Origin of the sequence: Rhizobium sp. 42MFCr.1, from assembly GCF_000377185.1 — a bacterium.
Taxonomy (GTDB): Bacteria; Pseudomonadota; Alphaproteobacteria; order Rhizobiales; family Rhizobiaceae; genus Rhizobium; species Rhizobium altiplani.
Genome location: NZ_KB897818.1, coordinates 82,238 through 106,316 on the forward strand (window position 1 = coordinate 82,238; position 24,079 = coordinate 106,316).

At 61.7% G+C, this 24,079-nt stretch carries 25 protein-coding genes; 13 read left to right on the plus strand and 12 right to left on the minus strand.

The genetic code is table 11. The features are described 5' to 3' along the window. Positions 1-4 precede the first annotated feature (4 nt). The 3 genes from mgrA (at position 5) to C934_RS0100415 (ending at position 3,221) form a co-directional block, all read left to right on the plus strand. Positions 5-1,036 carry an L-glyceraldehyde 3-phosphate reductase gene (gene mgrA, locus C934_RS0100405; protein WP_018854741.1) on the plus strand — a complete coding sequence of 344 codons (1,032 nt, stop codon included), beginning with the start codon at positions 5-7 and terminating at the stop codon, positions 1,034-1,036. A 95-nt stretch (positions 1,037-1,131) separates the two neighbouring features. Continuing rightward, positions 1,132-2,745, plus strand: coding sequence for a glycoside hydrolase family 43 protein (locus C934_RS0100410; RefSeq protein WP_018854742.1), 1,614 nt, complete (start codon positions 1,132-1,134; stop codon positions 2,743-2,745). 164 nt (positions 2,746-2,909) lie between these two features. Then, complete coding sequence (locus C934_RS0100415; protein WP_018854743.1) at positions 2,910-3,221, plus strand: RcnB family protein; 312 nt, start codon at positions 2,910-2,912, stop codon at positions 3,219-3,221. A 141-nt stretch (positions 3,222-3,362) separates the two neighbouring features. On the opposite strand, the gene C934_RS0100420 is transcribed toward C934_RS0100415, so the two are convergent. Beyond that, positions 3,363-4,349: a zinc ABC transporter substrate-binding protein gene (locus tag C934_RS0100420; RefSeq protein WP_018854744.1), complete on the minus strand. Its 987-nt coding sequence runs from the start codon at positions 4,347-4,349 to the stop codon at positions 3,363-3,365. A 101-nt stretch (positions 4,350-4,450) separates the two neighbouring features. Between C934_RS0100420 and C934_RS0100425 the strand changes: the two genes are divergently transcribed. The 5 genes from C934_RS0100425 (at position 4,451) to C934_RS0100450 (ending at position 7,284) form a co-directional block, all read left to right on the plus strand. Then, positions 4,451-5,371 carry an ATP-binding cassette domain-containing protein gene (locus C934_RS0100425; protein WP_018854745.1) on the plus strand — a complete coding sequence of 307 codons (921 nt, stop codon included), beginning with the start codon at positions 4,451-4,453 and terminating at the stop codon, positions 5,369-5,371. Further along, positions 5,364-6,179 carry a zinc ABC transporter permease subunit ZnuB gene (gene znuB / locus C934_RS0100430; RefSeq protein WP_018854746.1) on the plus strand — a complete coding sequence of 272 codons (816 nt, stop codon included), beginning with the start codon at positions 5,364-5,366 and terminating at the stop codon, positions 6,177-6,179. The genes C934_RS0100425 and znuB overlap by 8 nt, the downstream gene beginning before the upstream one ends. Continuing rightward, positions 6,176-6,574, plus strand: a complete 399-nt coding sequence (locus tag C934_RS0100435) for a Fur family transcriptional regulator (RefSeq protein WP_016554263.1) — start codon at positions 6,176-6,178, stop codon at positions 6,572-6,574. Before znuB ends, C934_RS0100435 begins: the two co-directional genes overlap by 4 nt. Before the next feature lie 261 nt (positions 6,575-6,835). Continuing rightward, positions 6,836-7,033 carry a hypothetical protein gene (locus C934_RS0100445; RefSeq protein WP_018854748.1) on the plus strand — a complete coding sequence of 66 codons (198 nt, stop codon included), beginning with the start codon at positions 6,836-6,838 and terminating at the stop codon, positions 7,031-7,033. Positions 7,034-7,080: 47 nt separating this feature from the next. Then, positions 7,081-7,284 carry a hypothetical protein gene (locus C934_RS0100450; RefSeq protein ID WP_018854749.1) on the plus strand — a complete coding sequence of 68 codons (204 nt, stop codon included), beginning with the start codon at positions 7,081-7,083 and terminating at the stop codon, positions 7,282-7,284. A gap of 152 nt (positions 7,285-7,436) precedes the next feature. Here the strand turns inward: C934_RS0100450 and C934_RS0100460 are convergent, their stop codons facing one another. Continuing rightward, on the minus strand, positions 7,437-7,964 hold the full coding sequence (locus C934_RS0100460) for a gamma carbonic anhydrase family protein (protein WP_018854751.1): 528 nt from the start codon (positions 7,962-7,964) through the stop codon (positions 7,437-7,439). 11 nt (positions 7,965-7,975) lie between these two features. Beyond that, complete coding sequence (locus C934_RS0100465) at positions 7,976-8,671, minus strand: fumarylacetoacetate hydrolase family protein (protein WP_018854752.1); 696 nt, start codon at positions 8,669-8,671, stop codon at positions 7,976-7,978. A 193-nt stretch (positions 8,672-8,864) separates the two neighbouring features. Here C934_RS0100465 and dusA point away from each other — a divergent pair, with 193 nt between their 5' ends. After that, positions 8,865-9,863, plus strand: coding sequence for a tRNA dihydrouridine(20/20a) synthase DusA (gene dusA, locus C934_RS0100470; protein WP_026371459.1), 999 nt, complete (start codon positions 8,865-8,867; stop codon positions 9,861-9,863). A gap of 80 nt (positions 9,864-9,943) precedes the next feature. Here the strand turns inward: dusA and C934_RS0100475 are convergent, their stop codons facing one another. The 7 genes from C934_RS0100475 to C934_RS31500 all read right to left on the minus strand — a co-directional run bounded on the left by C934_RS0100475 (position 9,944) and on the right by C934_RS31500 (position 18,024). After that, complete coding sequence (locus tag C934_RS0100475; protein WP_007533154.1) at positions 9,944-10,156, minus strand: cold-shock protein; 213 nt, start codon at positions 10,154-10,156, stop codon at positions 9,944-9,946. Between the two features lie 432 nt (positions 10,157-10,588). Further along, the gene (locus C934_RS0100480; protein ID WP_018116365.1) at positions 10,589-10,792 is read right to left on the minus strand and encodes a hypothetical protein; all 204 of its coding nucleotides are present in this window, start codon (positions 10,790-10,792) and stop codon (positions 10,589-10,591) included. Between the two features lie 145 nt (positions 10,793-10,937). Then, positions 10,938-11,408, minus strand: a complete 471-nt coding sequence (locus tag C934_RS0100485; protein ID WP_026371460.1) for a hypothetical protein — start codon at positions 11,406-11,408, stop codon at positions 10,938-10,940. A gap of 1,348 nt (positions 11,409-12,756) precedes the next feature. Beyond that, positions 12,757-13,047, minus strand: a complete 291-nt coding sequence (locus C934_RS0100490) for a GIY-YIG nuclease family protein (RefSeq protein ID WP_018854755.1) — start codon at positions 13,045-13,047, stop codon at positions 12,757-12,759. Between the two features lie 221 nt (positions 13,048-13,268). Next, positions 13,269-16,181 carry an excinuclease ABC subunit UvrB gene (gene uvrB / locus C934_RS0100495; protein ID WP_018854756.1) on the minus strand — a complete coding sequence of 971 codons (2,913 nt, stop codon included), beginning with the start codon at positions 16,179-16,181 and terminating at the stop codon, positions 13,269-13,271. Between the two features lie 158 nt (positions 16,182-16,339). Further along, a complete protein-coding gene (locus C934_RS0100500) occupies positions 16,340-16,723 on the minus strand; it encodes a VOC family protein (protein WP_018854757.1) in 384 nt (127 codons plus the stop codon). 278 nt (positions 16,724-17,001) lie between these two features. Beyond that, positions 17,002-18,024, minus strand: coding sequence for a Dyp-type peroxidase (locus tag C934_RS31500; protein ID WP_018854758.1), 1,023 nt, complete (start codon positions 18,022-18,024; stop codon positions 17,002-17,004). Between the two features lie 992 nt (positions 18,025-19,016). On the opposite strand from C934_RS31500, the gene C934_RS0100510 reads away from it, so the two are divergent. The 3 genes from C934_RS0100510 (at position 19,017) to gltS (ending at position 21,774) form a co-directional block, all read left to right on the plus strand. After that, positions 19,017-19,454, plus strand: a complete 438-nt coding sequence (locus C934_RS0100510; protein WP_018854759.1) for a VOC family protein — start codon at positions 19,017-19,019, stop codon at positions 19,452-19,454. A 178-nt stretch (positions 19,455-19,632) separates the two neighbouring features. Continuing rightward, positions 19,633-20,292, plus strand: a complete 660-nt coding sequence (locus tag C934_RS0100520; RefSeq protein WP_018854760.1) for a dihydrofolate reductase family protein — start codon at positions 19,633-19,635, stop codon at positions 20,290-20,292. A 276-nt stretch (positions 20,293-20,568) separates the two neighbouring features. Continuing rightward, entirely contained in the window at positions 20,569-21,774 is a 1,206-nt protein-coding gene (gene gltS / locus C934_RS0100525; RefSeq protein ID WP_018854761.1) for a sodium/glutamate symporter, read from the plus strand. 62 nt (positions 21,775-21,836) lie between these two features. Here gltS and C934_RS33185 read toward each other — a convergent pair whose 3' ends face one another. Then, positions 21,837-22,889 (minus strand): TIGR02594 family protein, encoded by a 1,053-nt coding sequence (locus tag C934_RS33185; RefSeq protein ID WP_018854762.1) that lies wholly within the window; start codon positions 22,887-22,889, stop codon positions 21,837-21,839. A 479-nt stretch (positions 22,890-23,368) separates the two neighbouring features. Between C934_RS33185 and C934_RS0100540 the strand changes: the two genes are divergently transcribed. Continuing rightward, complete coding sequence (locus C934_RS0100540; RefSeq protein ID WP_018116323.1) at positions 23,369-23,722, plus strand: DMT family protein; 354 nt, start codon at positions 23,369-23,371, stop codon at positions 23,720-23,722. Positions 23,723-23,755: 33 nt separating this feature from the next. Here C934_RS0100540 and C934_RS0100545 read toward each other — a convergent pair whose 3' ends face one another. Then, positions 23,756-24,079: an ArsR/SmtB family transcription factor gene (locus tag C934_RS0100545; RefSeq protein WP_169680301.1), complete on the minus strand. Its 324-nt coding sequence runs from the start codon at positions 24,077-24,079 to the stop codon at positions 23,756-23,758.

Below are 24,079 nucleotides of genomic sequence, written 5' to 3' on the forward strand. Positions count from 1 at the left end.
AATTATGAGCTGGCAACCGGCTTCCGACCGCTATTCAAAGATGAAGTATAACCGCACAGGCCGTTCCGGCCTGAAGCTGCCTGCGGTATCGCTCGGCCTCTGGCACAATTTCGGCGGCGACACGCCGCATGACCGCAAGATCGACATGTGCCGCACGGCCTTCGATGTCGGTATCACCCATTTCGACCTCGCCAACAACTACGGCCCGCCTCCTGGCAGCGCCGAAACCGCCTTCGGTGAAATCCTGCGCACTGAATTTTCAGGCCTGCGCGACGAGTTGATCATCTCGTCCAAGGCCGGCTACGACATGTGGCCGGGTCCCTACGGCGAATGGGGCAGCCGCAAGTATCTGATCGCGTCGTGTGACCAGAGCTTGAAGCGCATGGGTCTCGACTACGTCGATATCTTCTATTCGCATCGTTTCGATCCGGATACCCCGCTCGAGGAAACCTGCGGCGCGCTCGATCATATCGTCCGCTCCGGCCGGGCGCTCTATGTCGGCATCTCGTCCTACAATTCGCAGCGCACCCGGGAGGCTGCCGCTATCCTGAAGGATCTCGGGACGCCGTGCCTGATCCATCAGCCGAGTTATTCGATGCTCAACCGCTGGGTCGAGGACGACAAGCTGCTGGATACGCTTGACGAGGCCGGCATGGGGTCGATCGTGTTCTCGCCGCTGGCGCAGGGTATGCTGACGACCAAGTATCTCGGCGGCATCCCGCAGGATAGCCGTGCTGCCCAGAACCACTTCCTCAAGAAGGACTTCATTCGTCCTCAGATCATCGACAACATCCGCAAGCTCAATGAGATCGCGGAGCGTCGTGGCCAGACGCTGGCGCAGATGGCGATTGCCTGGGTTCTGCGTGGCGACCGGGTGACGTCGGCGCTGATCGGCGCGAGCCGTTCGTCGCAGATCGTCGATTGCGTCAAGGCGCTCGACAATCTCGAATTTACCGCCGCTGAGCTCAAGGAGATCGATGTCTATGCCCGCGAGGCCGACATCAATCTCTGGGCAAAGTCCGCGGAACGCGAATAAACCGAAGCGCCCGGTCCAGTGCGCCGGGCGTTTCTCCTATCATTTTTTGATGTACGTGCGGCAAGCCGCGCGTATTTCAGGGAGGAGACTTCACCATGATCCGCAACCCGATCCTGCCGGGCTTCAACCCCGATCCATCCATTTGCCGCGTTGGAGACGACTACTATATCGCCACCTCGACGTTCGAATGGTATCCCGGCGTCCAGATCCATCATTCGCGCGATCTTGTGAACTGGACGATGGTTCGGCGTCCTCTCGAGCGCAAGTCGCAACTCGACATGCGCGGCAATCCCGACAGCTGCGGCGTCTGGGCCCCCTGCCTTTCTTATGCCGACGGGCTGTTCTGGCTGGTCTATACCGACGTCAAGCGCTTCGACGGCAACTTCAAGGATGCGCATAACTACATCGTGACTTCGCCAACCATTGAGGGCGAATGGTCGGAGCCGGTCTACGTGAACTCTTCGGGCTTCGACCCGTCCCTGTTCCATGATGAGGACGGCCGCAAGTGGTTCATGAACATGCAGTGGAATCATCGCACCGAGAGCTTCGGCGGTGCGCCGAAGTCGCCGGCCTTCGATGGCATTCTGCTGCAGGAATGGGATGCGGCGACCAGGTCGCTGAAGGGCCCGATCAAGAACATATTCGCCGGCAGTTCGCTGGGCCTCGTCGAGGGACCGCATCTCTTCAAGCGGAACGGCTACTATTACCTGACGACCGCCGAGGGCGGCACTGGCTACGACCATGCCGTCACCATGGCTCGTTCGCGCACGATCGACGGTCCCTATGAGATGCATCCGAACAAGCACCTCATCACGTCAAAGGATCATCCTGAAGCCATTCTCCAGCGAGCAGGGCACGGCCAGTATGTCGAAACGCCCGACGGACAGGCCTATCACACGCACCTCTGCGGTCGTCCGATGCCGCCAAAGCGCCGCTGCACGCTCGGTCGCGAGACCAGCCTGCAGAAGTGTGTCTGGAAGGAGGACGGGTGGCTTTACCTCGAGAACGGCACTGTTGTTCCCGATGTCACCGTGCCGGGACTGGCCGGCGCTGTGCCGGTCGAGAAGCCTGTGCGCAGCGAATACAGCTTCGACGGTGGAAAGCTGCCTGATGATTTCCAGTGGCTTCGCACGCCACAGCCGGAGCGCATTTTCAACCTTACCGATCGGGCAGGACATCTGAGGCTGATCGGGCGCGAAAGCATCGGTTCGTGGTTCGAACAGTCTCTTGTCGCCCGTCGTCAGGAGCACCACAGCTTCAGGGCGGAGACGGTCGTGGAGTTTGATCCCCACACCTACCAGCAGGTTGCCGGCCTGACGCATTACTATAACAGGCACAAGTTCCACGCGGTCGCCGTGACCCTCCACGAGAAGCTGGGACGGTGCGTCACCATTCTCTCCTGCAATGGCGACTATCCCCACAGCCGTCTCGACTTCCCGGTCGGCAGCGGCGTTGCGGTGCCTGCCGAAGGGCGCGTTCAGCTTTCCATGGAAATCCGCGACAATGACCTGCAGTTCTTCTGGCAGACGGAAGGCAAGGGGGCCTGGCAGCCGATCGGGCCTGTGCTGGATGCCGGTGTGGTCTCCGACGAGGGCGGACGTGGCGAGCACGGCTCGTTCACCGGTGCATTCGCCGGCGTTTTCGCCTTCGATACGTCGGGTCGCGCAAAGACCGCGGATTTCGATTGGTTCAATTACGAGGAACTATGATCGAACCAGCGACATCGCCTGAAATTGCGGGCGATGTCGCATTTGCTAATTTAATAGATGCTTTTAAACACGTGTTTTCATTACGTAAGTTTAATCAAACTTTCAGTTTCGGTTCATCATTTTGGACCTAGGTTCTGGGCGTGTTCAACACGAGGAACCTCCCAATGAAAAAGCTCACCACCGTCCTTCTCGCTACTGCTGTGCTCGCTTCTCCGCTGCTGGCAACGACCGAAGCGAGCGCCCAGGATCACCGCCGGCCGGTCGTCGTGGAGCGCGACGTTCACGTCACGAAGTACAAGTGGAGCCGCGGCCATCGCATGACGCCTACCGAGCGCCGCCATATGCGTGACGTGCGCGACTATCATCGCTACCGCCTGTCGGCTCCGCCACGCGGCTATCGCTGGGTGCAGGTCGACAACGACTTCCTGCTCATCGGCTCGGTCAACGGTGTGATCGCGAACATCGTCATTCGCTAAACGCTGACGTCACCATGTGAAAAGGGGGCTTTAATGCCGCCCTTCTGATTCAATCAGACGCCAATTACAGGCTTCCGTAGGACGCTGTGCGCGTGGCCAGAACTAGTGAAGGGCGGGGGTTCCGCACCCGCCCCTGCAATCTCAGCTTTCTCGCGCCAGGCAGGCCTTCATGCTGTTGGCAATGCCGAGCATGAGGTTGGGATAGAGGTCCGCGCCGGCATCGAGCGTGGCGGCCTCCGGATCGAGGACACCGGCCTTCGCCTTGGTCCCCTCGATGACCACATCGACCAATCGCGGCTGGAACTGCGGTTCGGCGAAGACGCAGGTGGCGCCAAGTTCGCCGACCTTCTTGTGGATCTCCGCAATGCGTTCCGCGCCGGGGATCGTTTCGGGGCTGACGGTGATCGAGCCCGCGACCCGTACATGATAGCGGTTCTCGAAATACTGGTAGGCATCGTGGAAGACGATGAACGGCTTGTCCTTCACCGGTGACACGATGCCGGCGATTTCCTTGTCCAGCGCGTCGAGGCTGTCGTCTAGCGTCTTGGCGTTGGCCTGGTAGGTGAGGGCATTGGCGGGGTCGGCTGCGACGAGGGTGGTGGTGATCTCGGAGGCCATCGCCCTGGCATTCTGCGGATCGAGCCAGAGATGGGTGTCGAAAGTCCCGTGATCGTGGCCCTGATCGGTGTCGGCACGGGCATGATCGTGTCCATCGCCGTCATGATGATCTTCACCGTCATGGTCGCTGTGGTCGTGCGGTTCGAAGGCGCCGCCCTCACGGAACTTGAGCTTGGTCAGGCCGGGCGCCTTGTCGAGCTCGGCGACGACGGCATCAGACCCGATCGCCTCCAGCGGCTTCTCCAGAAACGTTTCAAGCCCGGGACCGACCCAGAACACCACCTTGGCGTTTTGCAGCGCGCGCGCGTTTGACGGCTTCATATTGTAGGTGTGGGGCGAGGCGGCGCCATCGACGATCAGTTCGGGTGTGCCGACGCCCTGCATGATCGCCGATACGAGCGAGTGAACCGGCTTGATCGAGGTCACCACGACAGGCGCATCCGCCGTTCTGCCCGCCTCGGCAAAGAAGATGGCGGGAATTGCGAGGGTAAGGGCCGTCGCGAATTTCATCGGTGTACTCCGCTTGAATTGCAGTTGTAATGTTATTACATCGATTGCGTTATGCTATAACGTGTGCGATAGCAAGTCGCAACAGCACATTCGGAAAAATGATGTTCTCTCCCGCAAATTCCGAAGCGAAGCCATTGGTCTCGCTTTCCAACGTCGGCGTCCAAAGAAGCGGCCGCTGGCTCGTCCGGGGCGTGGATTTCTCGGTCTCGCGCGGCGAGATCGTGACGCTGATCGGCCCCAATGGCTCGGGCAAATCGACCACCGTCAAGACGGCGATCGGCGTGCTGAAGCCCGATGAGGGTACGGTTGAACGCGCCGACGGCCTCAAGGTCGGTTATGTGCCACAGAAGCTTGCGATCGATTGGACGCTGCCGCTCACCGTACGCCGGCTGATGACGCTGACCGGACCGCTCTCCGAACACGACATGACCGCCGCGCTCGAAGCCGTCGGGCTTTCACATATGCTCGGCGCCGAAGTGCAGCATCTCTCGGGTGGCGAGTTTCAGCGGGCCTTGATGGCGCGGGCGATTGCGCGCAAGCCTGATCTCCTCGTCCTCGACGAACCCGTTCAGGGCGTCGATTTCTCAGGCGAGATCGCGATCTACGACCTGATCCAGTCGATCCGCAACTCGACCGGCTGCGGCATCCTGCTGATTTCGCACGACCTGCATGTCGTCATGGCGGCGACGGATACCGTCATCTGCCTCAACGGCCATGTCTGCTGCCGCGGCACACCGCAGGCGGTGACGCAGAGCGCCGAATATGTCCGCCTCTTTGGTAGCCGCGCTGCGCAGGCGCTTGCCGTCTACAGCCATCACCACGACCACACGCATCTACCGGATGGCCGTGTGCTGCATTCCGATGGCTCCGTCACCGATAACTGCCATCCTGATGACGGCCACCATCATGGCCACGAAGGGCACGACCACGCCCACCACAACCACGCGGGTCGCAGCCACGATCATCATGCTGACGATCATAGCCATGATCACAAACAGCCCGCAGGAGAGCGCCATGTTTGACGATTTCTTCGTCCGCGCGATCCTTGCAGGCGTCGGGCTTGCGCTGACGACCGGCCCGCTCGGCTGTTTCATCATCTGGCGGCGTATGGCTTATTTCGGCGATACGATCGCCCACTCGGCACTGCTCGGCGTCGCGCTCTCGCTGCTCCTGCAGTTCAACCTGACGCTTGCCGTGTTCCTCGTCGCGGCTACCGTGTCGATCCTCCTGCTGTTCCTGCAAAAACGCCAGGCGCTGTCTGCGGATGCGCTGCTCGGTATTCTGTCGCACGCGACGCTGGCGATCGGTCTCGTCATGGTCGCCTTCATGAGCTGGGTGCGCATCGACCTCATCGCTTTCCTGTTCGGCGACATCCTTGCGGTCTCGAAGACGGATATTGTCATGATCTGGGGCGGCGGCATTCTCGTTTTGGCGGCGATCGCCTGGCTCTGGCGACCGCTTCTGGCCTCCACGGTCAACCCCGAGCTTGCCGAGGCCGAGGGACTGCAGCCGGAGCGGGCGCGGCTGTTCTTCATGCTGCTGATGGCTGTTGTCATCGCAATCGCCATGAAGATCGTCGGCATCATGCTGATCACCTCGCTGCTGATCATCCCGGCGGCCGCAGCGCGCCGTTTCGCCTCGACGCCTGAGGTGATGGCGGTCTTCGCCTCGCTGATCGGCGCCGTCGCCGTGGTCGGCGGGCTGTTCGGTTCGCTGACCTACGACACGCCCTCCGGCCCCTCGATCGTCGTCGCGGCCCTGATCCTTTTCATTCTGAGCCTGCTGCCGAGGCGCGGGCGCGGGCAGGCCTTGGAAGGACAACGTTCATGAACGCACCTGCTTTGACCAAGAACCAGGCTCTCGTTTTCGAGGTACTCGAAAAGGCGGACGGACCGCTCAGCGCCTATACGATCCTCGACAAGCTGCGCGATCATGGTTTTCGCGCGCCACTGCAGGTCTACCGCGCCCTCGAGAAGCTGCTCGAGTATGGCGTGGTGCACCGGCTGGAAAGCATCAACGCCTTCGTCGCCTGCGCCCATCCGGACCAGAACTGCCACAGTCACGGCATCGTCGCCTTCGCGATCTGCGAGAGCTGTGGGCATGTCATGGAGTTCCACGACCACGAGGTCGATCACCGCCTCATGGACTGGACGCGCGGCAAGAAGTTCAAGGCAGAGAAGACCACGATCGAGATCCGTGGTCTGTGTGAGGCGTGTGCCGCTTAGGCCTGACCGCTCAACCAAATTCTCTCTATGATTGCTGATTATTGTTTATGTAAGTATTGATTGTATTTGTAGCTGGTTTATGATGTTCGGCGGGGCTGGGGACTCACACATGCCGAAATGTCATCTATCTTTGCTGATATTGGCAATTCCGCTCAGCGGATGTTCCATCTTTGCGCCTGTTTACAACGAGGCCGTCTATACGAAGCTTGACGGCGCACATTCGAGCCTGACGAAAATCGATATTACATCGAAGCTCTCGCCATGGTGAAGGACGCGGGCGATATCGCAGGGCGGCGCACGGCTTATCTCCAGGGCAAACCATCTGCGCGCGCCGCACAGCTCGTGGCCGACAACATCGAACGCTGCCGGCAGGCGATCGAAGCATCCCGGGCGAAGTTCGAGGCCAAGGGTCAGCGGGCCAACGAAACGGACAATATTACGATCGTTCAGAACACCTGAGGCATAGCCAGAACGATGGAGGGGTCATTGAAATAGGGGGGACAGCCATGTCTGTTGACGCGAATTTCGCACCGGAATCTGCCGAAGAACTGCTTGAAGGCCTGCTGTCCGTCGCTGCCGCGACGGCAAAGGGCCAATGGACCGCCATTCGCGACGAGATGACCTACCAGCTGGGTTTCATCGCGCAGAAGACCGCCAAGGTCATGGCGCAGCTTGCGGCGAGACGATCACCGCCAAGTCTGCTGACCTGACGCTGCATCTTCTCGAACTCAATCTCAACAGCGCGTGGCCGAGTTCGAATTCCTCCTTTATGTCGCCGCGCAGAAGATCCTGAACGCCGTTTTCGATCTCGTGAAGATGGCCGTCAAGAACGTGACCGGCGTCGGTCTGCTGTTCTAACAGTTCAGAGTGGGCGCAAGTCCCGCGCGAAACGTTGCCAGTTGCCGACATATTTTTCGGCTGAGCGGCGTAACCCGGCGATCGCCGCCTCGTCCAGGGTGCGGACCACGCGCGCCGGCGAGCCGACGATCAAGGAGTTATCCGGAAACTCCTTGCCCTCGGTGATCAGCGCATTTGCGCCGACGAGGCAGTTGTTGCCGATCTTGGCGCCATTCAGCACCGTGGCACCCATGCCGATTAGGGAATTGTCGCCGATCGTGCAGCCGTGGACGATGGCGTGATGACCGATGGTGCAGCCTTCGCCGATCGTTACGGGAAATCCCGGATCGGTGTGCAGCATCGCGCCTTCCTGGATGTTCGTCGCCGCGCCGACGGTGATCGGCTCGTTATCGCCGCGCAGCACTGCACCGAACCAGACGCCGACGTCGACGCCAAGTAACACCTGACCAATGACATGGGCATCCGGGGCGATCCAATAGTTGCCTGATGGCGGCAGGTCCGGCATCAATTCGCCAAGCGCGTAGACAGGCATGACGTCTCCCCTCAGGCCACGTTGATCGACAGCGTGGAAATGCCGTCGATGCCGCAATCGACACGGTCGCCCTTCTTTACGGCGCCGACGCCTGCCGGCGTACCGGTCATGATGACATCGCCCGGCGCCAGGATGAAGAGTCTCGAGAGTTCGGCAATGATCTCAGGCACCTTCCAGATCATCTGGTTGAGGTCGCCATCCTGGACGCGCTTGCCGTTCAATTCCAACCAGATACGGCCCGCCGAGGGATGCCCAAATTGGCTTGCCGGGACGATAGGCGACACCGGTGCTGAATATTCGAAGGCCTTGGCGACTTCCCAGGGGCGGCCGAGCTTCTTCGCCTCGGCCTGTAGATCGCGACGTGTGAAATCGATGCCGACGGCGTAGCCATAAATGCAGTCGAGCGCCTTGTCGGCGGCGATATCCTGGCCGCCGGCTTTTAGCGCCAGCACACACTCGACCTCGAAATGCACATCGCTGGACAGCGGCGGGTAGGGGAAGTCCTTGCCTGCGGGCAGCAGATTGTCGGCGTTCTTCTGGAAAAAGAACGGCGGCTCGCGGCTCGGGTCATGGCCCATCTCGATCGCATGGTCGGCGTAGTTACGCCCGACGCAGTAAACGCGGCGTACCGGGAACGCCTCGGCTGTGCCTTCGACGGGAAGCAGGACGGGATGCGGAAGCGGGATGACGGTGGCGGGAAGGGACATTGCACGCTCTTGCTGTTCGTGAGTCCTGACATCTTAGACGGAAAGCAACGGCGGGGGAACGCGTGGTTCGACAACGCAGCATCATCATCGCCTTGCATCCTGACATGGCTGCCTTGCGTGAGGAAAACTGGCGTTTTGCCTGCCTTTACGCTATGAGCGCGGCATGACGACATCCAATTTCTACGCCGAGGCCCTGACGTCGGGCCAGCCGATCTTCGCGATTGCGCCGATGATCGACTGGACCGATCGCCATTGCCGCTATTTTCACCGGCAGATCAGCCGCAATGCGCTGCTCTACACGGAAATGGTGGTGGCCGATGCGATCATCCATGGGCCGCGCGAACGGCTGCTGTCCTTCGACGGAGCGGAGCATCCGGTGGCGCTGCAGCTCGGTGGGTCGGATCCGGCGAAACTTGCCGAGGCGGTTCGGATCGCTGGCCCTTACGGCTACGACGAGATCAATCTCAATGTCGGCTGCCCCTCGGACCGGGTGCAGTCAGGCACCTTCGGCGCTTGCCTGATGCTGACACCGGAGACGGTGGCTGCCTGCGTGGCGGCGATGAAGGCGGTGGCCGACGTGCCTGTCACGGTGAAGTGCCGGATTGGTGTCGACGAGCAGGATCCGGAAGCGGCTCTGCCCGATCTTCTCGATCGTGTGCTCGATGCCGGTGCCGACGCCGTCTGGATCCACGCCCGAAAGGCCTGGCTGAAGGGCCTGTCGCCGAAGGAGAATCGGGAAATCCCGCCGCTCGACTACGAGATTGTCTACCGCACGAAAGAGGCGCGGCCCGATGTCTTTATCGGCATCAACGGCGGCATCCAGACGCTGGACGAGGCGGCTGATCATTTGAACCACGTCGACGGCATCATGCTCGGGCGTGCGGCCTACCAGAACGCCGCGATTCTTGCCGATGTCGACCATCGCTTCTATGGCGCGGTTGCCGACGAAGCTGACTGGGGCGATATCCGCGGCCGGATGATGGCTTATGCCGAGCGCCATATCGCCAACGGCGGGCGGCTGCAGCAGGTGGCGCGGCACATGGTCGGGCTGTTTACGGGGCTGCCTGGCGCGCGGCGCTACCGACAGATTCTCTCGACCGACGCGGTCAAGGTGGGAGCAGGCCCCGAGGTGATCGCAGCCGCCTTTGCGGCGGTGGATTTCGAGGGCGCGCGGGAAACGGTCAGCGCCTAGGGTGACGCTACGACCGGCCAAACGAAAAACGGCGCCCCTTGCGGAGCGCCGTTCTCTTTCCTGCCGAAGCAGAGAATGAATTAGTTAGCCGAGATGTTGACGGCCTTCGGGCCCTTGCCCATGCGGTCCGGCTCGGTGTCGAAGGTGACCTGCTGGCCTTCGCGCAGCGACTGGATGCCAGAAGCCTGGAGCGCGGAGATGTGGACGAAAACGTCCTTCGCGCCGCCTTCCGGCGTGATGAAACCAAAACCCTTGTCCTGGTTGAAGAATTTTACGGTGCCCTTGGTGGCCATTGGGATAGTCCTTTTCCCTTAGTCTGTTTGGTATCCATCCCCCGCGAGAGGAAACGGACGGCTTTAGCTTTCGCGCTCCCTCATCAAAATTCAGCGCGCGAAGGGTCAGTCGAGTAGTTCACGAACGGGGAAAGAACGTCTACGTACGCGGGTGTCCCCCACGCTGCCTTCCTGCCGGAAAGCTTTACCACATCAGTCCAGTCACCGGCATGCAAATGCCCGAGAGCCGCATTTGGTGACAGCATTCGAAGCAAAAGGCAAGCGGCAATATTGTGGCACCAGAATCGCCGGAGCGGGAATCGCCAAAGATTCAGACGCTTGACGAATTGTAAGCATTCACAGCCACTGCTGTGCCGTTTCCGGAAACTGTGCCGGAACGGCACCGCCGCGCGCCTTTGCCCCCTCGGCCGTGACCGCCTCGAGCGCGCAATCCTAGCGGGCAGCCGCGCTGGCGAGCTTGTGCTGCACGATGTCGGCGCTGCCGCGCACATGCGACACGACGGGCTTGCCGCTGGCATCGGTGACGGCATAGGCGACAATGGTGACGTCTTCCTCGAAGGAGGAAACGTAGATGACCTGCTCGGGGTTGATATAGATCGTGTTGTTGTGGGTGTTCCTGAAGCCGACGAAGGCCATGCAATGTCTCCTTATGCGCTGCCGGGGCAGGTATGCCACCCAGGGGTTGAAGCAAGTTTAACGGGCGGCGCTGCCGAAGAGGATGCCTTGCAGTCCGGTGCGAGATCGTCCGACACGAGCACGCGCCGCCGTACCGCTCCGGCGGTCATCGCCGGAAACGTGTTTTCCAGCTCCACGCGGCGGGCGCTTGGCCGGCCCTGATCCTGTCGTTCGCGTCGAGGCCGCCATGGGCGCGATGGCCGGGCGGCAGGGCGTGGCGGACGATCTTGGTCACCGCATAGTGATACTCGGGCGGCTTGTCGATCAGCAGCCGGTAGAGATTGCCGAAATGGCCGGACTGCGCCGCCTCGTAGACGCTGGCGGCGAAATCGAAGAACTCGTCATGCGCCTTCCGCTCGTCCTCGGTCAGCATGGTGTAGCAGAGCGGCAGCCTGTTGTGGGTGAAGACGAGCACGCAGGATCGCGTGCGGCGGCAGTTGCGCACGCCGCAGACCCTCGCTGGCAGGCCGAGCATCTCGGCGGTGCGCAGGCGCAGCCTCAGCGTGCCGTAGTCGCCGATCCGGCGTTCCCATTCGCTCATCGTCGCTTCGTCCGTTTTCCCTGCGGATCCCATCATGTCTGCGCCTCCGTCTCTCCTTCGCCGGTGCGCCGGCGGCGGCGCGCGGCATTGCCTTCACGCGGCTGGTTTCGCCCGTGGTTTGATCCTGGCATCGGTTTGCCGGCCCGTGCGGGCGACAGGGTTCGGACGGGGTGCTCGAAAGAGCCTCATCTGAAAAGTGTAAAATGGCGCTGTCGAGCGCCCCGTTCGGCGGTTTATGCCGTCAACTCCGGTCCCTCTGCCGCCTTGCCCGAGGAAGCTTCACTGCTCCTGGGGGCCATGTGTGCCACACAGGCACGTCCGGGGCTCAACTCGACGCCGCATTCGCGCGATCGCCGCCGTCCCCGGAGGGAGACCATTTTCTGCGGACCCGGTGCATGAGGTTTTGCGTCCGACCCTCACACCCGCGCCGGTCCCGCCTCGCCGCAACGCCTTGCGGTGTATCCGTGACGGGACGAGAGGGATGATGGCATGTGTTGGGAGGGGTGGGGATGAATTTCGAGTAGAATTTCACCTAACGTGTAAAAGGAAAGAAAGTAGGCCCATCAAATCATGCGCATAAATTTGCTCACATGCGCTGATCTCCGCACTTCTCAATGCGGGCCTCTATTGCGGAGGCCCGCTCGTGTGCCGATAGGACCGGCTAACGGACCTTGCTGAACTCGGCTATAATATCATCCACGTTGATCTCGCTCAGTTTACTAAATAGTAATTCTGGAGATATTACATCAATATGATCCGCTCCCAAACGTTGGACCAGTGGAGGCTGGAGTTTTCCGGCTTGTGTCAGGGGGGCGGGCTGGTTGCGCCTCCCGGATTCATCAGTGCGATCGGGACCTTGTTGCCGATCGCACCATGTGGCCGAACCATCACTTCCAGGTCGCCGTGTTCCCGTCATGCATGATCCTTGTGGTTGAAAAAGTCAAACACACCACCAGAGATAAAACCAGGTTTTGCACAGCCTGCATTAGAACTGCTTTGGAGAAATATTACCACGTGAGGACCCCGGATCAGGTCCGGGGTGACGGTGAGGTCGACGAGTTTGTTCGCTTAAATGGCTTTGCGGGTTCTCACTTTCGTCATGCCGGGCTTGACCCGGCATCTAGTGGCGCCGCGTCGGCGGTGCAAAGAGTCTCCACGCTCAAGGATTTGAGCGCGGTGTCCGACCTCAGAGTTTGCCTTGGTATGCTCGTTCTGCACTCCGTCATGCCGGACTTGATCTGGCATCCAGTGGCGCCGCTTCTGCGGTGCAAGAGAGTCTTTCGCGCTGAAGGACTTGAGCGCGCTGGACCCCGGATCAGGTCCGGGGTGACGGGTAAGTTGGCGACGAGTGCCGCGCGGATGAGGTGGTGTTGTGGGCACGAGTTCAGGGGCCGTGCAGGAAATGGGCGATGTCCTGCCAGTCGGGGTTCATTGTCTCGATGAGGTCGAGTTTCCATTTGCGCGGCCAGTTCTTGATGGTCTTTTTGCGAGCGATCGCATCGGTGACGAGGTCGTATTCCTCGAACCAGACGAGCGTCTTGACGCCGCAGCGGCTGGTGAAGCCCGGGGTGAGGTTGGTCTGATGCTCGAAGAGGCGGCGCGGCAGGTTGGATGTCACGCCCGTGTAGAGCGTGCCGTTGCGCTGCGAAGTCAGGATGTAGACGTAGCCCTTCATGAGCGGATGATGCGTGTTCCTGAGATAGAATGCAATCAGCGATGGCCGTCATGCCGGACTTGATCCGGCACCCAGCGGCGCGATGTCCATCGCGCGGAGATTGTTGTTGTTTGCTGATTCATTCACCGCGCGGACGCGCGGTTGCTGGATCCCCGATCAAGTCCGGGATGACGGGGAGTGTGGGTGGTGGCGCGACAGAGGGAATGGTCTGGCCGAGGCGATCACTGCCCAGGCCGCCCCGTCTTGCCCTTCGTGCGCCCCTTGCGCTTCTGGTCCACCGGATCCTCATAACTCCCCACGCCCGCCTTGCCGCGCACAAGCGGCCTGACGTCGTCGCGCTCCGGCTGGCCTTCCAGCAGCGGTGAGAAGCGCTTCGTGCCCTTGGCGACGTCGGGCTTGTCCGGCAGGTGGCCGGCGACCGGCTTTTCGGTGCGGCCGACGGTCATTTCGTCGAGGCTGTTGCGGCGGAAGAGGCTCTTGCCAGCGGGGTCGGCGACGTCGCGGCCCATATCGTCGAGATCGGGTTTGCGGAAGAGCGGGGTTTCGGTGTCGGTGCCGGGGCCCATGTCGTCGAGGCCGGGCTTGGTGAAGAGCGAGCCGCCGCCTGCGGCCGGCTTGCCGCTCTTCTTGCCGCTGCCTTCCTGCGAGCGGGCTTCCTCGCGTGCCATCGGGTCGTCCATGACCGCGAGTTCGGCGGCCTTGAGGCGCTTGATCTCGTCGCGCAGGCGGGCGGCCTTCTCGAAGTCGAGGTCGGCGGCGGCGTCGCGCATCTGCTTTTCCAGCGCGTTGAGATGGGTCTGCAGGTTGCCGCCGACGAGGTTGCCGCCATCGGCAAAGCCCTTGCCCGAGGCGCCCGATATGTCGGCGCGGACGTGGTCGCGTTCGTAAACCGAGTCGAGGATGTCCGAGATCTTCGCCTTGACGCTCTCCGGCGTGATGCCGTGTTCCTCGTTGTAGGCCACCTGCTTTTCGCGGCGCCGCGCGGTCTCGTCCATGGCGCGCTGCATCGAGCCGGTGATGTTGTCGGCATAGAGGATGACCTTGCCGTCGACGTTACGCGCGGCGCGGCCGATCGTCTGGATCAGCGAGGTCTCGGAGCGCAGGAAGCCTTCCTTGTCGGCATCGAGGATGGCGACGAAGCCGCATTCGGGAATGTCGAGGCCTTCGCGCAGGAGGTTGATGCCGACGAGCACGTCGAAGGCGCCGAGGCGGAGGTCGCGGATGATCTCGATGCGCTCCAGCGTGTCGATGTCACTGTGCATGTAGCGGACGCGGACGCCCTGTTCGTGCAGGTATTCGGTTAGGTCCTCGGCCATGCGCTTGGTCAGCACGGTGCAGAGGGTGCGGTAGCCCTTGGCCGCGGTCTCGCGGATTTCGCCGAGCACGTCGTCGACCTGGCTGCGGGCGGAGCGGACCTCGACGGGAGGGTCGATCAGGCCGGTCGGGCGGATGACCTGCTCGGCGAAGACGCCGCCTGACTGGTCCATCTCCCAGCCGCCGGGGGTGGCCGAGACGGCGATCGTGTCGGGGCGCATGGCGTCCCATTCCTCGAAGCGCAAGGGACGGTTGTCCATGCAGGAGGGCAGGCGGAAGCCGTATTCGGCGAGCGTCGCCTTGCGGCGGAAGTCGCCCCGGTACATTCCGCCGATCTGCGGGATGGTGACGTGGCTTTCGTCGATGAAGACGATGGCGTTGTCGGGGACGTATTCGAACAGCGTCGGCGGCGGGTCGCCGGGGTCACGGCCAGTGAGGTAGCGCGAATAATTCTCGATACCCTGGCAGGAGCCTGTCGCTTCCAGCATTTCGATATCGTAGCGGGTGCGCTGTTCCAGGCGCTGGGCTTCCAAGAGACGGCCGGCCTTCTCGAGTTCGACGAGACGGAGCTTCAGCTCCTCCTTGATCGACTTGATGGCGGCGTTCAGCGTAGGGCGCGGGGTGACGTAGTGCGAGTTGGCGTAGATCTTCACCGATTTCAGGTCGCCGGTCTTGGCGCCGGTCAGCGGGTCGAACTCGGTGATGGCGTCGATCTCGTCGCCGAACATGGAGATGCGCCAGGCCGCATCTTCCAGGTGGGCCGGGAAGATTTCGATGGTGTCGCCGCGGACGCGGAAGGAGCCGCGCTGGAAATCCATGTCGCGGCGCTTGTATTGCTGGGCGACGAGGTCGGCGAGCAGCTGGCGCTGGTCGAGGCGGTCGCCGACGTTCATCTGGAAGGTCATGGCGGTATAGGTTTCGACCGAGCCGATGCCGTAGATGCAGGAGACCGAGGCGACGATGATGCAGTCGTCGCGCTCGAGCAGCGAGCGCGTCGCCGAGTGGCGCATGCGGTCGATCTGCTCGTTGATCGAGGATTCCTTCTCGATATAGGTGTCGGAGCGCGGGACGTAGGCTTCCGGCTGGTAGTAGTCGTAGTAGGAGACGAAGTACTCGACCGCGTTGTCGGGGAAGAAGTTCTTGAACTCGGAATAGAGCTGCGCGGCGAGCGTCTTGTTCGGCGCCAGGATCAGGGCCGGGCGCTGGGTTTCCTCGATCACCTTGGCCATGGTGAAGGTCTTGCCGGAGCCGGTGACGCCGAGCAGGACCTGGCTGCGGTCGCCATTGCCGAGGCCCTCGACGAGGTCCTTGATGGCAGTCGGCTGGTCGCCGGCGGGCTGATATTCGCTGTTCATGCGGATCGAGATGCCGCCTTCGGACTTGTCCGGCCGGGCGGGGCGGTGCGGCGTCCAGATCTTGCCGTTCTTGTGCAGCGGGTTGCCGCTCTCGATCAGCGCCGACAAAGCCTCGACAGTGGCGGTGACGGCGGTGCCGGCCTGCAATGAGGCGGCTTCCTCCAGCGTCGTGTCCATGCCCGCCACCGGATTGAGGCCGGCGGCCGCACGGGTCTTCGGATCGGTCGAGCCGCCCATCGACGTGCCGCGCGCCGACTTCGAGGCGGCGATTTCGACCTTCTTGCGGTGCTTGCCGGCCTTCGAGGCGATCTGGCGTTGCGTCTCGACACTTGACGCCTCGGCATCGGCCTCCAGCTGCTTCACCCAGTCGGCAACGGAACCGGACAGGGGAGCGCCCTCGAAGGACGACTGCGGGGCTTCCTCGAAGCCAACAGGGGCGGCGGATTTCTTCGGAGTTTTGGCCATGGGCGGAATATGGCGAGAGTCACCGCGAAAGTGAAGGGGCAAAGAGTACTGATGGGGGAGCGACGCGTGACGTGGCGGGGGTGCCGCGTCCAGGCGGCGTTGAAGCCACCCGGTCCTGATCATCGGCGTTACGGCTGCTTGCGGATATCAGGTCGGCGTCATCCGCGTGCCGGCTGAAAGAGCTCAACGGAATTTCCGGAGGGATCAATCAGCAGGATCTGCGACCCGCCCGGTCCGGTGACGATCTCGTTGCGGAACTGGACGCCGGCGCCGCGCAGGCGCGCCACTTCCGCCGACAGATCGTCGACGATCAGATGGATGCGGTTCCAACCGCCGGGGCGGGGCAGTTCGCCGTCCGGCATCGGCCGTCCCGCGGAACTGGTCGGTCCGCTGAGCAGCAGCCGCAGCGCTCCACGCCGCACATCCGCGAAGGCGGGAGCGTAATTCGTCAGAACGGAAAAGCCGAGATGCGTCGTGTACCAGGCGATGGCTGCCTCGACATCATCGACCATGTAGCGGACATTGACTGTGGTTTCCGCCATGTCCTCCTCCCGATGTTGGGCGGCCAACGGTGGCGCCGGTCGCCGTCACGCGTAACCGCCAATTGTTTCACCAGGAAAAGTGTCGCGGCCCGGAGAAAAGGGAAGCCCGTCGCGGCAGATGATGTGCGCCTCATTTGCATGCGGGCTGTATAGTGGCTGAAAAGCTTGGGCGTCTGGGACGTCGGGTGCGAACACGCACTCGGTCTCGCTCTTGCGGCTCACCCCTGCCACGGGCACAGGGGTGAGGAGTGTTCGATGCGTAAACGGGAACCGACCGGCTAGGGGAGGCTGCGAAAGAAGGCCAGCGACGGCATGAAGAAGTATTCGCCGCCCTTCATGGTCACTGCCTGCGGCGGTGCGGTCGTGGTGGTCATCGTCGAGCCGCCCCATTGCGCCGGACAATCGATATCGGGGCGCGGGTTGGGGCTCTGGCCGATCACCAGGTCGAGACCGGGGCTGCCGGCGCCTGCGGGCACCCGGGGAAAGCCCGGATTGTTTGCCCATGTCCCTTGCGCAAATTCGAACTGCTGCGCGATGTTTGCATTGAAGGCCATGAACAGCAGGCCGACATCCTTGCTCGGCTTGTTGTCGATCCGGCCGTCATTGGGCTGGTCGGTGCGCACGCCGTAAGTCTGGCCGCGCCGCGCCATGATGTGCAGGCGCTCGCCCTCGACCGGCTCGAAGCCGCCGGAACCGCGCGGGTTGACCTTGCGGATATGGCCGAAGAACGGACACTTGGCGCCGTTCGGATCGCTGTAGTTGAAGTCGTTGGGAACGGGATGGTGGTTGCCGTCGGCGATCTGGGTCGTCAACGGCGTGCCGTCCTCGAAGCGGCCGACCAGCATGGCGCCGGCTCGCTCGGCGTCGTCGCCCCTCAGATGCAGCCGCTTTGCCAGCGCCTTCTCCTGCTTCTTGAACAGCTTGACGTTCTGCTCGAGCTTGCGGAATACGAAGTAGCTGCCGAAATGCCTCGTCGGATCGGGCGCCGCGGTATCCGGGACGATGACGCGGTTCAGCCCGAAGGCCGGATCCCAGTTACTGGTGCCGTCGGCGGTTAGCCGCTCGTCGTTTATTTCCTCGGTGAGAAACAGCGGCTGGCTGCGGCCGTCGACGTAGCCGAAGTGCTCGATGCCGTCGCCGTTCTTGTTGTGCAGACCGTAGCCCTTTTCCTCGCCGAGGATCTGAACACCGTGGGCGGCCTGGATCAGTTGATGGACTGCGGCAAGAACCCGGTTGCGCGGCCCGCGGAAATGCGGATCCCAGTTCGCCGGAGCCGGGTCGTTCAGCGCGGCGTTCTTCATGCCCGCCAGGAACGAGCCGTCCTGCGGGATCGTCGGGTCGGGGACTTGCAGGGCCGTGTAGCCGTGGCGCGTGATGCCGACTCCGACATAGGGGGTTCCCTTGGCCGTTGGCCTTGAACGCCTTGACCTCCATCAAGTGAGTCCGCGCGGCTTTCAGGAGCGGCGCGCCGGCCGGTGGCTGCGACAGCGATTTCAGCAGGGCCCGGCCGCCGGCCGGGTCGTTGAATTTCAGGAACAGGACGGCCAGGAATTTCGCGGGTGTGCGCCTTGACGATGTTCGGTTGGAGCTCGTCGAGCATCACCGCTGCGTCTCCTGCCGCGCTCTCCCACGAGAGCGGCTGGGTAAGCTCAAAAGGCATGGCTTCTCTCCACAGGGCTTGTCGGCCTAGGATGTCAATGCGCATGGCGGTAACTGTTCAGACCGACGATTGATCTACTGTTGTCTTCAATATGTCTGAGGTCTCAGGCTATCGTTCTTTCGCAAGCGGTATCATCGCCGCCAGACAGCTGACGGGCGCTTTGCCGGTATCGATCTATTTATGCTTACTTATCTTGGTTGCGCGATTGCAACCTATATATGTATTTCACGAATTACCTTTTGTCGCGATAACTATTTATAACTAGAGGCTTGGCGGAAATTTCCGTACCGAAATTGGGGCGTTCGCTTTGTGGTAAACGCTCCGGTTGTGTCCGCGTGCATCAACTGGCGGCGTTTGCTGTTGAGGTGCGGATGGAACGAGAGTGATTGCAGGAGGCCTCGTCATCGGCTTCAGGTCACTTCGCCCAGTCGACGACGCCCGACAGGATAGCGCCTTACAGGTTCGATTTTATCTCAGACGGTTGTCGGCACGTCGCATGGGCGATCGTCCTTGGAGTGTAAGAGACGTTTGAAAGCCGGGTGGCGTTTTGAGGCCGTCCGGATTCAAGCGTCTGACGCGGACAGTACTAGGCGACACCTTGTAGATTGGAACGACACCTTGGAGATTGGAAGCATGGCGCTCAAGCGTATGGATAATGTAGGAATCGTCGTCGAAGACCTCGGAGAGACGATTGAATTCTTTCGCGAGCTCGGCCTCGAGCTCGAAGGGCGGGCCACGATCGAGGGAGAATGGGCCGGACGTGTCACTGGACTGGCCCATCAGCGTGTCGAGATTGCCATGATGCGCACACCCGATGGACACAGCCGGCTTGAGCTCTCCCGCTTCCTTGCGCCTGATGTCGTCGCAGATCACCGGAACGCCCCGGTCAACGCCCTAGGCTACCTCCGCGTCATGTTCGCCGTGGACGACATCGACGAGACGCTTGAAAGGCTCCGCAGGCGCGGCGCGCAACTCGTGGGCGAAGTCGTCCGGTACAAAGATATATATCGACTCTGCTATATCAGGGGGCCTGAAGGGGTTCTCATCGGGCTCGCCCAAGAACTCAGCTGAGCGCAATACGAAGACAAGACTAATGTCAGCGAGCGAGTCCGAGGCAGGCCCAGTGTTCGAGATCCATCCCGCCATGGCCGGCCGCGTTCTCGCCAAGAGCAATTAAGTCGTCAACACCGGCCGGCTCGCTCGAGAAAGCCGCCGTCAGCAGCCTAAACGGCCACAAAGGAGAACAGGCATGAGGAAGATCATCACTGGTGCATTCGTCAGTCTTGACGGCATCATGCAGGCGCCGGGCGGTCCGGACGAGGACCCGATCGGCGACTTCAGGTATGGCGGCTGGGCCGCTCCCTATTTCGACGAGGCGATGGGCGAGACCGTGGGTGAGATGTTCGCCAATCCTTTCGATCTTTTGCTCGGCCGCAAGACCTACGACATCTTCGCCGCGCACTGGCCCTATGTCGCGGCCGACGACCCGATCGGTCCACTTTTCGATCGGATCACCAAATATGTCGCGACCCGCAACCCGGACTTTGTGCCCAGCTGGCAGAACAGCCAGGTGCTCGGTGCCGATGTGGTCGGCGCGCTCAAGGCGTTGAAAGGCGGCGATGGACCGCACCTGTTGACACAAGGGTCAACCGACTTCCTGCAGACGCTTTTCAAGAACGACCTGGTCGACGAGCTGAATATTTCATTCTTTCCCGTCGTGCTCGGCAAGGGCAAGAAGCTGTTCGGTGACGGCGCCTTTCCGGGCAAACTGAAGCTCGTCAGCTCGCGGGTTTCGGGCTCCGGCGTTACTGCGAACAAGTATGTTCGTGACGGCGACATCGTCACCGGCTCGTTCGAATTCGAGCAGCCGACTACGGCCGAGCTCGAGCGACGCAAGAACCTGACCTGAGGCAATAGCGGGGTGGTGCGGCATAGGCTGGGCGAGGAGCGGCGGCAATGCATCGCTCTTCGTCTTCCATGCACGCCCTTTTCAAAGGTGAGCATGAAGGTTCAAGGATTCCAAAATGCGGCGTCGCGGCAGAAGTCCCTGAGGTTGGGATGCCGCGGCCGTTTTCCCTGCCGGTATCGCGCGTATTTTTCTGGCTCAATCCCGCGTCGTGTGCCAGATTTCCGGCAGCAAACCGTCGCCGCGGCAGACGTGGCGAATCTTGGGGAAGGGTGGCGCGTGGCGGCAATTCAGGTTCCGGGGCTACTGTCTTTCACGATTGCAATTCTGGTGTTCTTTGTTGGGGCAACTCTGAACCATCTTTTCCCCATTCTGACACGGTGGAGCATTCCGGAGGCGGTGACAGGCGGGATGCTTGCGGCGGCGGTGACGCTCCTCGCATACACGCTGTTCGACATCGAGATCAGCTTCGCGCTTCAGGCACGCGATCTGCTGCTTCTCTATTTCTTCACAGGTATCGGTCTCAACGCCCGGCTCACCGATCTTGCCGCCGGCGGCAGGCCTTTTCTGATCCTTCTGGTCATAACGGTCGCCTTCCTGATCATCCAGAATCTGACGGCCATTGGAACAAGCGCGGCGCTCGGCCTGCCCAGGGGCATCGACATTCTGCTCGGCTCGATTTCGCTCATTGGCGGACACGGCACAACGATCGCTTGGGCTCCAATCGTTTCGAGCCGCTTCGGGGTCACCAACGCCATGGAAGTCGGCATTGCCAGCGCAACGCTTGGCCTTGTCATCGCCAGCCTTATCGGCGGGCCGATCGCACAGCGACTGATCGCCCGATACCACCTGAGCGGAGCGGCGAACGAAGAGTTGACGATCGGGGTGTCGCATAAGTCGGCGCGTGAACATGACGATGAGGTCAGCGCGGTCAGCCTGTTGAGGACATTGTTCGTCACCAACATCGCGATCCTGACGGGATATGCCTTGGAGGAGGTGATCGAGGAGACCGGCTTCAAGCTCCCGCTTTTCGTCGTTTGCCTTCTGGTGGCCATCGTGATGACCAATGTCGTCCCGTTGGCGGCTCCACGCCTGCCATGGCCGACGCGGAGCCGTGCGCTGTCGCTGATATCCGATCTTTCGTTGAACGTGTTTCTCTCGATGTCGCTGATGAGCATGCAGCTCTGGGCCTTGAGCGGCCTAGGGCTCTCGCTCATCCTGGTGCTCGGGGCGCAGACGTGCGTGACCGTCATCTACATCCTTTTCGTCGTGTTCCCGGCGATGGGGCGGAACTACGACGCTGCAGTGATTTCCGCCGGCTTTGGCGGTATCGCGCTAGGCGCCACACCGACGGCTATCGCCAATATGACAGCGGTCACCAAGGTTCACGGTGCCTCCAGCATGGCGTTCATCATTCTGCCGCTCGTTTCCGCCTTCTTCATCGACCTGATAAACGCGGCAGTCCTTGGCTATCTTGTCCAATAGGGACTGACGACGCAGCGCTGGTCCTCGGCGTCGTCAGGCATTCCGCGGATCGGGGCCCGCTGCTACACGATGACCGGCATCAGGAAGGCGACGAATTCGGATTGCTTTGCGCCTGCTGCGTTCTTCTCCAGACGGGGGAATGTCCTCTCGCAGATCGTGTTGCCCTGGTTGCCGCCGAGGAGCGTTACCGTCGTGCTGGTCCAGGAGACCACGAAGCCGACATGGCCGTTTCCCGTTGCCCAGCTCGTGTCGGAGAAGGGGGCGTAGCGGCGAACCGCGATCGCGCCTGGTTGCGGGGCTTGAAGGACATGAAACTGCTTCTTCTTGTTCCAGAAGAAGGAGCGGGCGCTTGGATGGTCGGTGCCCATGTGCCCACTCGTGACAAGGCAGTAGTTGACGAAGGCGGCGCACCAATCGACTTCGTCGCAACCATCAACCTCGAACCATGGGGCGCAGACCTTGAAATAGTTCAGGATGCGCGGGTTCTCTCCGGGATCAGGCCATTGGCTGCGTTCATGTGCGGGAAGGGCAGCTTCCCGGCGAGCAATGGCCATCCAGTCCTGCGTGGCCGACGCCGCCGACGCCGCCACGCCGATGGCCGCGCCTGCGCCGATCAGCGGCGCAGGCGGTCCGTTCGGCCTGATTGTGCCAGGTTTCCAGCCCTCGACGACCTGGATGAATTTCGCGATCTTGCGGAAGTCGTCCATCTTGAGGTCGGCGAGAACCGCCGTCAGCGCAATGCCGGTCTTGTCACGAATGAACTTGGCGTAGTCTTCGGATTGGTTCTCGTTCGGCGGCGCATCGCGGAAGATTGCCTGCTTGAGGGTGAGCTTGATGTAGGCGGTCGTTCTCAGCAGGGCGATGATCGCCGCCTTCCCGCTCTCCTCGTCGGGAAAGATCGCGAAGCTGCCGTCATCGCCGATGGCGCCGCAATTGATCGAGAAGTCGCCCTTGCGGATATTGCCGGCGTTGCAATTACGCCAGGAGCGCGAGCCGCCTTCGCGGATTTCGTCACGCCCGTCCGCGTCGGTATAAAGGATCGTTTTCGGCGCGATCGCGCGGGCGTGGACGAAGGGTCCATGCGCGCCTGCTGGCGCCGGGGCAGGGCTATCCATGTTGGCAATGTGCTCGGCATAGTCTCGCTGAGCTGGGCTCCGTCCGATGCGGAAGGCAAGGGCTCGTAGGTAACGGTATAGCTGCCATCGGCATTGGCGATCGAACCGACCTTCATTTTCGCCGTCGCGAGCGCCGCAAGCAGGCCAGCCAAACTGGATTTGTTGATATCTGTGATCGTGTCCATGGCGCGTCCCCTCCGGCAGACGTCTGGTGAGGCCATCCGGACCGGCGATGCGCGGCAGTGCCTTGCGTTGCAGCGTATCGGACTGTCAATCTGCGGATGCCTTCCCTATTAGGCGCACAGCTTTGGAGGAATTGACACCAATCAACATCAATCATGGATTGTGCTTTTGAGGCTGGCTGACGGGCATCGATTTCAGTTACCGGGCGTGCATGAGGCGACAAGATGGGGTAACCCCTTGCGGAGCAGAAAATTGGCGATACATGCTGCCGCCACCTTTAACTCCAGGAATCGACCATGCCTTTTGCCCTTAGCCCAACCGCCATCTGGCCGGTTGTCATGCTTTTCGCCTCAAATATCTTCATGACCTTCGCCTGGTACGGGCATCTCAAGCACAAAGGCGCGGCGCTCTATATCGCCATTGTCGTCAGCTGGGCGATCGCCTTCTTCGAATACTGCCTTGCCGTGCCTGCCAACCGTATCGGTTCGGCCGTCTATACGACGGCACAGCTGAAGACGATGCAGGAGGTGATCACGCTTATCGTCTTTTCCGGCTTCTCCGTCTTCTGGCTCGGCGAGAACCTGACGTGGAACCACGCCATTGGCTTCGCCCTGATCGCGATCGGCGCATCGTTCATCTTCCGCGCCTGAGGTCTGACTGGTGGCTTGCTGCACGCCAGGGGCCTAACGCTCCACGAACGCGCGCAGGCGCTCGAGCGCGTCGTCCCATTGCCGGGAGACGCTGTCGAGATACGCGCGCATCTCGCCGATCCGATCGGGTTGGAAGGCGTAATGGCTTTCCCGCCCGACCTTGGTGGAGCGGACGAGGCCGACCTGTTCCAGCACATGCAGGTGTTTCGTTATCGCCTGGCGGGTAAGCTCGGTGCCGGCGGAGAGGCCGGCGATCGAGCGCTCGCACCCGTCGCTGAGGGTTGTCAGCAGCGACAGGCGCGTCGGGTCTCCCAAGGCGGCAAACAGGGGGGCCGCATTGTCGCGGCGGAATTCAAT

What these genes read in the sequence shown, in the direction of transcription:
- C934_RS0100435 (WP_016554263.1), top strand. Translation starts at nt 6,176, where the DNA reads ATGAACGCACCTGCTTTGACCAAGAACCAGGCTCTCGTTTTCGAGGTA.
- C934_RS0100490 (WP_018854755.1), bottom strand. Translation starts at nt 13,047, where the DNA reads ATGAAGGGCTACGTCTACATCCTGACTTCGCAGCGCAACGGCACGCTC.
- C934_RS0100425 (WP_018854745.1), top strand. Translation starts at nt 4,451, where the DNA reads ATGTTCTCTCCCGCAAATTCCGAAGCGAAGCCATTGGTCTCGCTTTCC.
- C934_RS0100510 (WP_018854759.1), top strand. Translation starts at nt 19,017, where the DNA reads ATGGCGCTCAAGCGTATGGATAATGTAGGAATCGTCGTCGAAGACCTC.
- C934_RS0100540 (WP_018116323.1), top strand. Translation starts at nt 23,369, where the DNA reads ATGCCTTTTGCCCTTAGCCCAACCGCCATCTGGCCGGTTGTCATGCTT.
- C934_RS0100465 (WP_018854752.1), bottom strand. Translation starts at nt 8,671, where the DNA reads ATGTCCCTTCCCGCCACCGTCATCCCGCTTCCGCATCCCGTCCTGCTT.
- C934_RS0100415 (WP_018854743.1), top strand. Translation starts at nt 2,910, where the DNA reads ATGAAAAAGCTCACCACCGTCCTTCTCGCTACTGCTGTGCTCGCTTCT.
- C934_RS0100460 (WP_018854751.1), bottom strand. Translation starts at nt 7,964, where the DNA reads ATGCCTGTCTACGCGCTTGGCGAATTGATGCCGGACCTGCCGCCATCA.
- C934_RS0100420 (WP_018854744.1), bottom strand. Translation starts at nt 4,349, where the DNA reads ATGAAATTCGCGACGGCCCTTACCCTCGCAATTCCCGCCATCTTCTTT.
- C934_RS0100475 (WP_007533154.1), bottom strand. Translation starts at nt 10,156, where the DNA reads ATGGCCACCAAGGGCACCGTAAAATTCTTCAACCAGGACAAGGGTTTT.
- C934_RS0100500 (WP_018854757.1), bottom strand. Translation starts at nt 16,723, where the DNA reads ATGGCGGAAACCACAGTCAATGTCCGCTACATGGTCGATGATGTCGAG.
- znuB (WP_018854746.1), top strand. Translation starts at nt 5,364, where the DNA reads ATGTTTGACGATTTCTTCGTCCGCGCGATCCTTGCAGGCGTCGGGCTT.
- uvrB (WP_018854756.1), bottom strand. Translation starts at nt 16,181, where the DNA reads ATGGCCAAAACTCCGAAGAAATCCGCCGCCCCTGTTGGCTTCGAGGAA.
- C934_RS31500 (WP_018854758.1), bottom strand. Translation starts at nt 18,024, where the DNA reads ATGAAGAACGCCGCGCTGAACGACCCGGCTCCGGCGAACTGGGATCCG.
- C934_RS0100485 (WP_026371460.1), bottom strand. Translation starts at nt 11,408, where the DNA reads ATGATGGGATCCGCAGGGAAAACGGACGAAGCGACGATGAGCGAATGG.
- C934_RS0100480 (WP_018116365.1), bottom strand. Translation starts at nt 10,792, where the DNA reads ATGGCCTTCGTCGGCTTCAGGAACACCCACAACAACACGATCTATATC.
- mgrA (WP_018854741.1), top strand. Translation starts at nt 5, where the DNA reads ATGAGCTGGCAACCGGCTTCCGACCGCTATTCAAAGATGAAGTATAAC.
- C934_RS0100520 (WP_018854760.1), top strand. Translation starts at nt 19,633, where the DNA reads ATGAGGAAGATCATCACTGGTGCATTCGTCAGTCTTGACGGCATCATG.
- C934_RS0100450 (WP_018854749.1), top strand. Translation starts at nt 7,081, where the DNA reads ATGTCTGTTGACGCGAATTTCGCACCGGAATCTGCCGAAGAACTGCTT.
- C934_RS0100445 (WP_018854748.1), top strand. Translation starts at nt 6,836, where the DNA reads ATGGTGAAGGACGCGGGCGATATCGCAGGGCGGCGCACGGCTTATCTC.
- C934_RS0100410 (WP_018854742.1), top strand. Translation starts at nt 1,132, where the DNA reads ATGATCCGCAACCCGATCCTGCCGGGCTTCAACCCCGATCCATCCATT.
- C934_RS33185 (WP_018854762.1), bottom strand. Translation starts at nt 22,889, where the DNA reads ATGGATAGCCCTGCCCCGGCGCCAGCAGGCGCGCATGGACCCTTCGTC.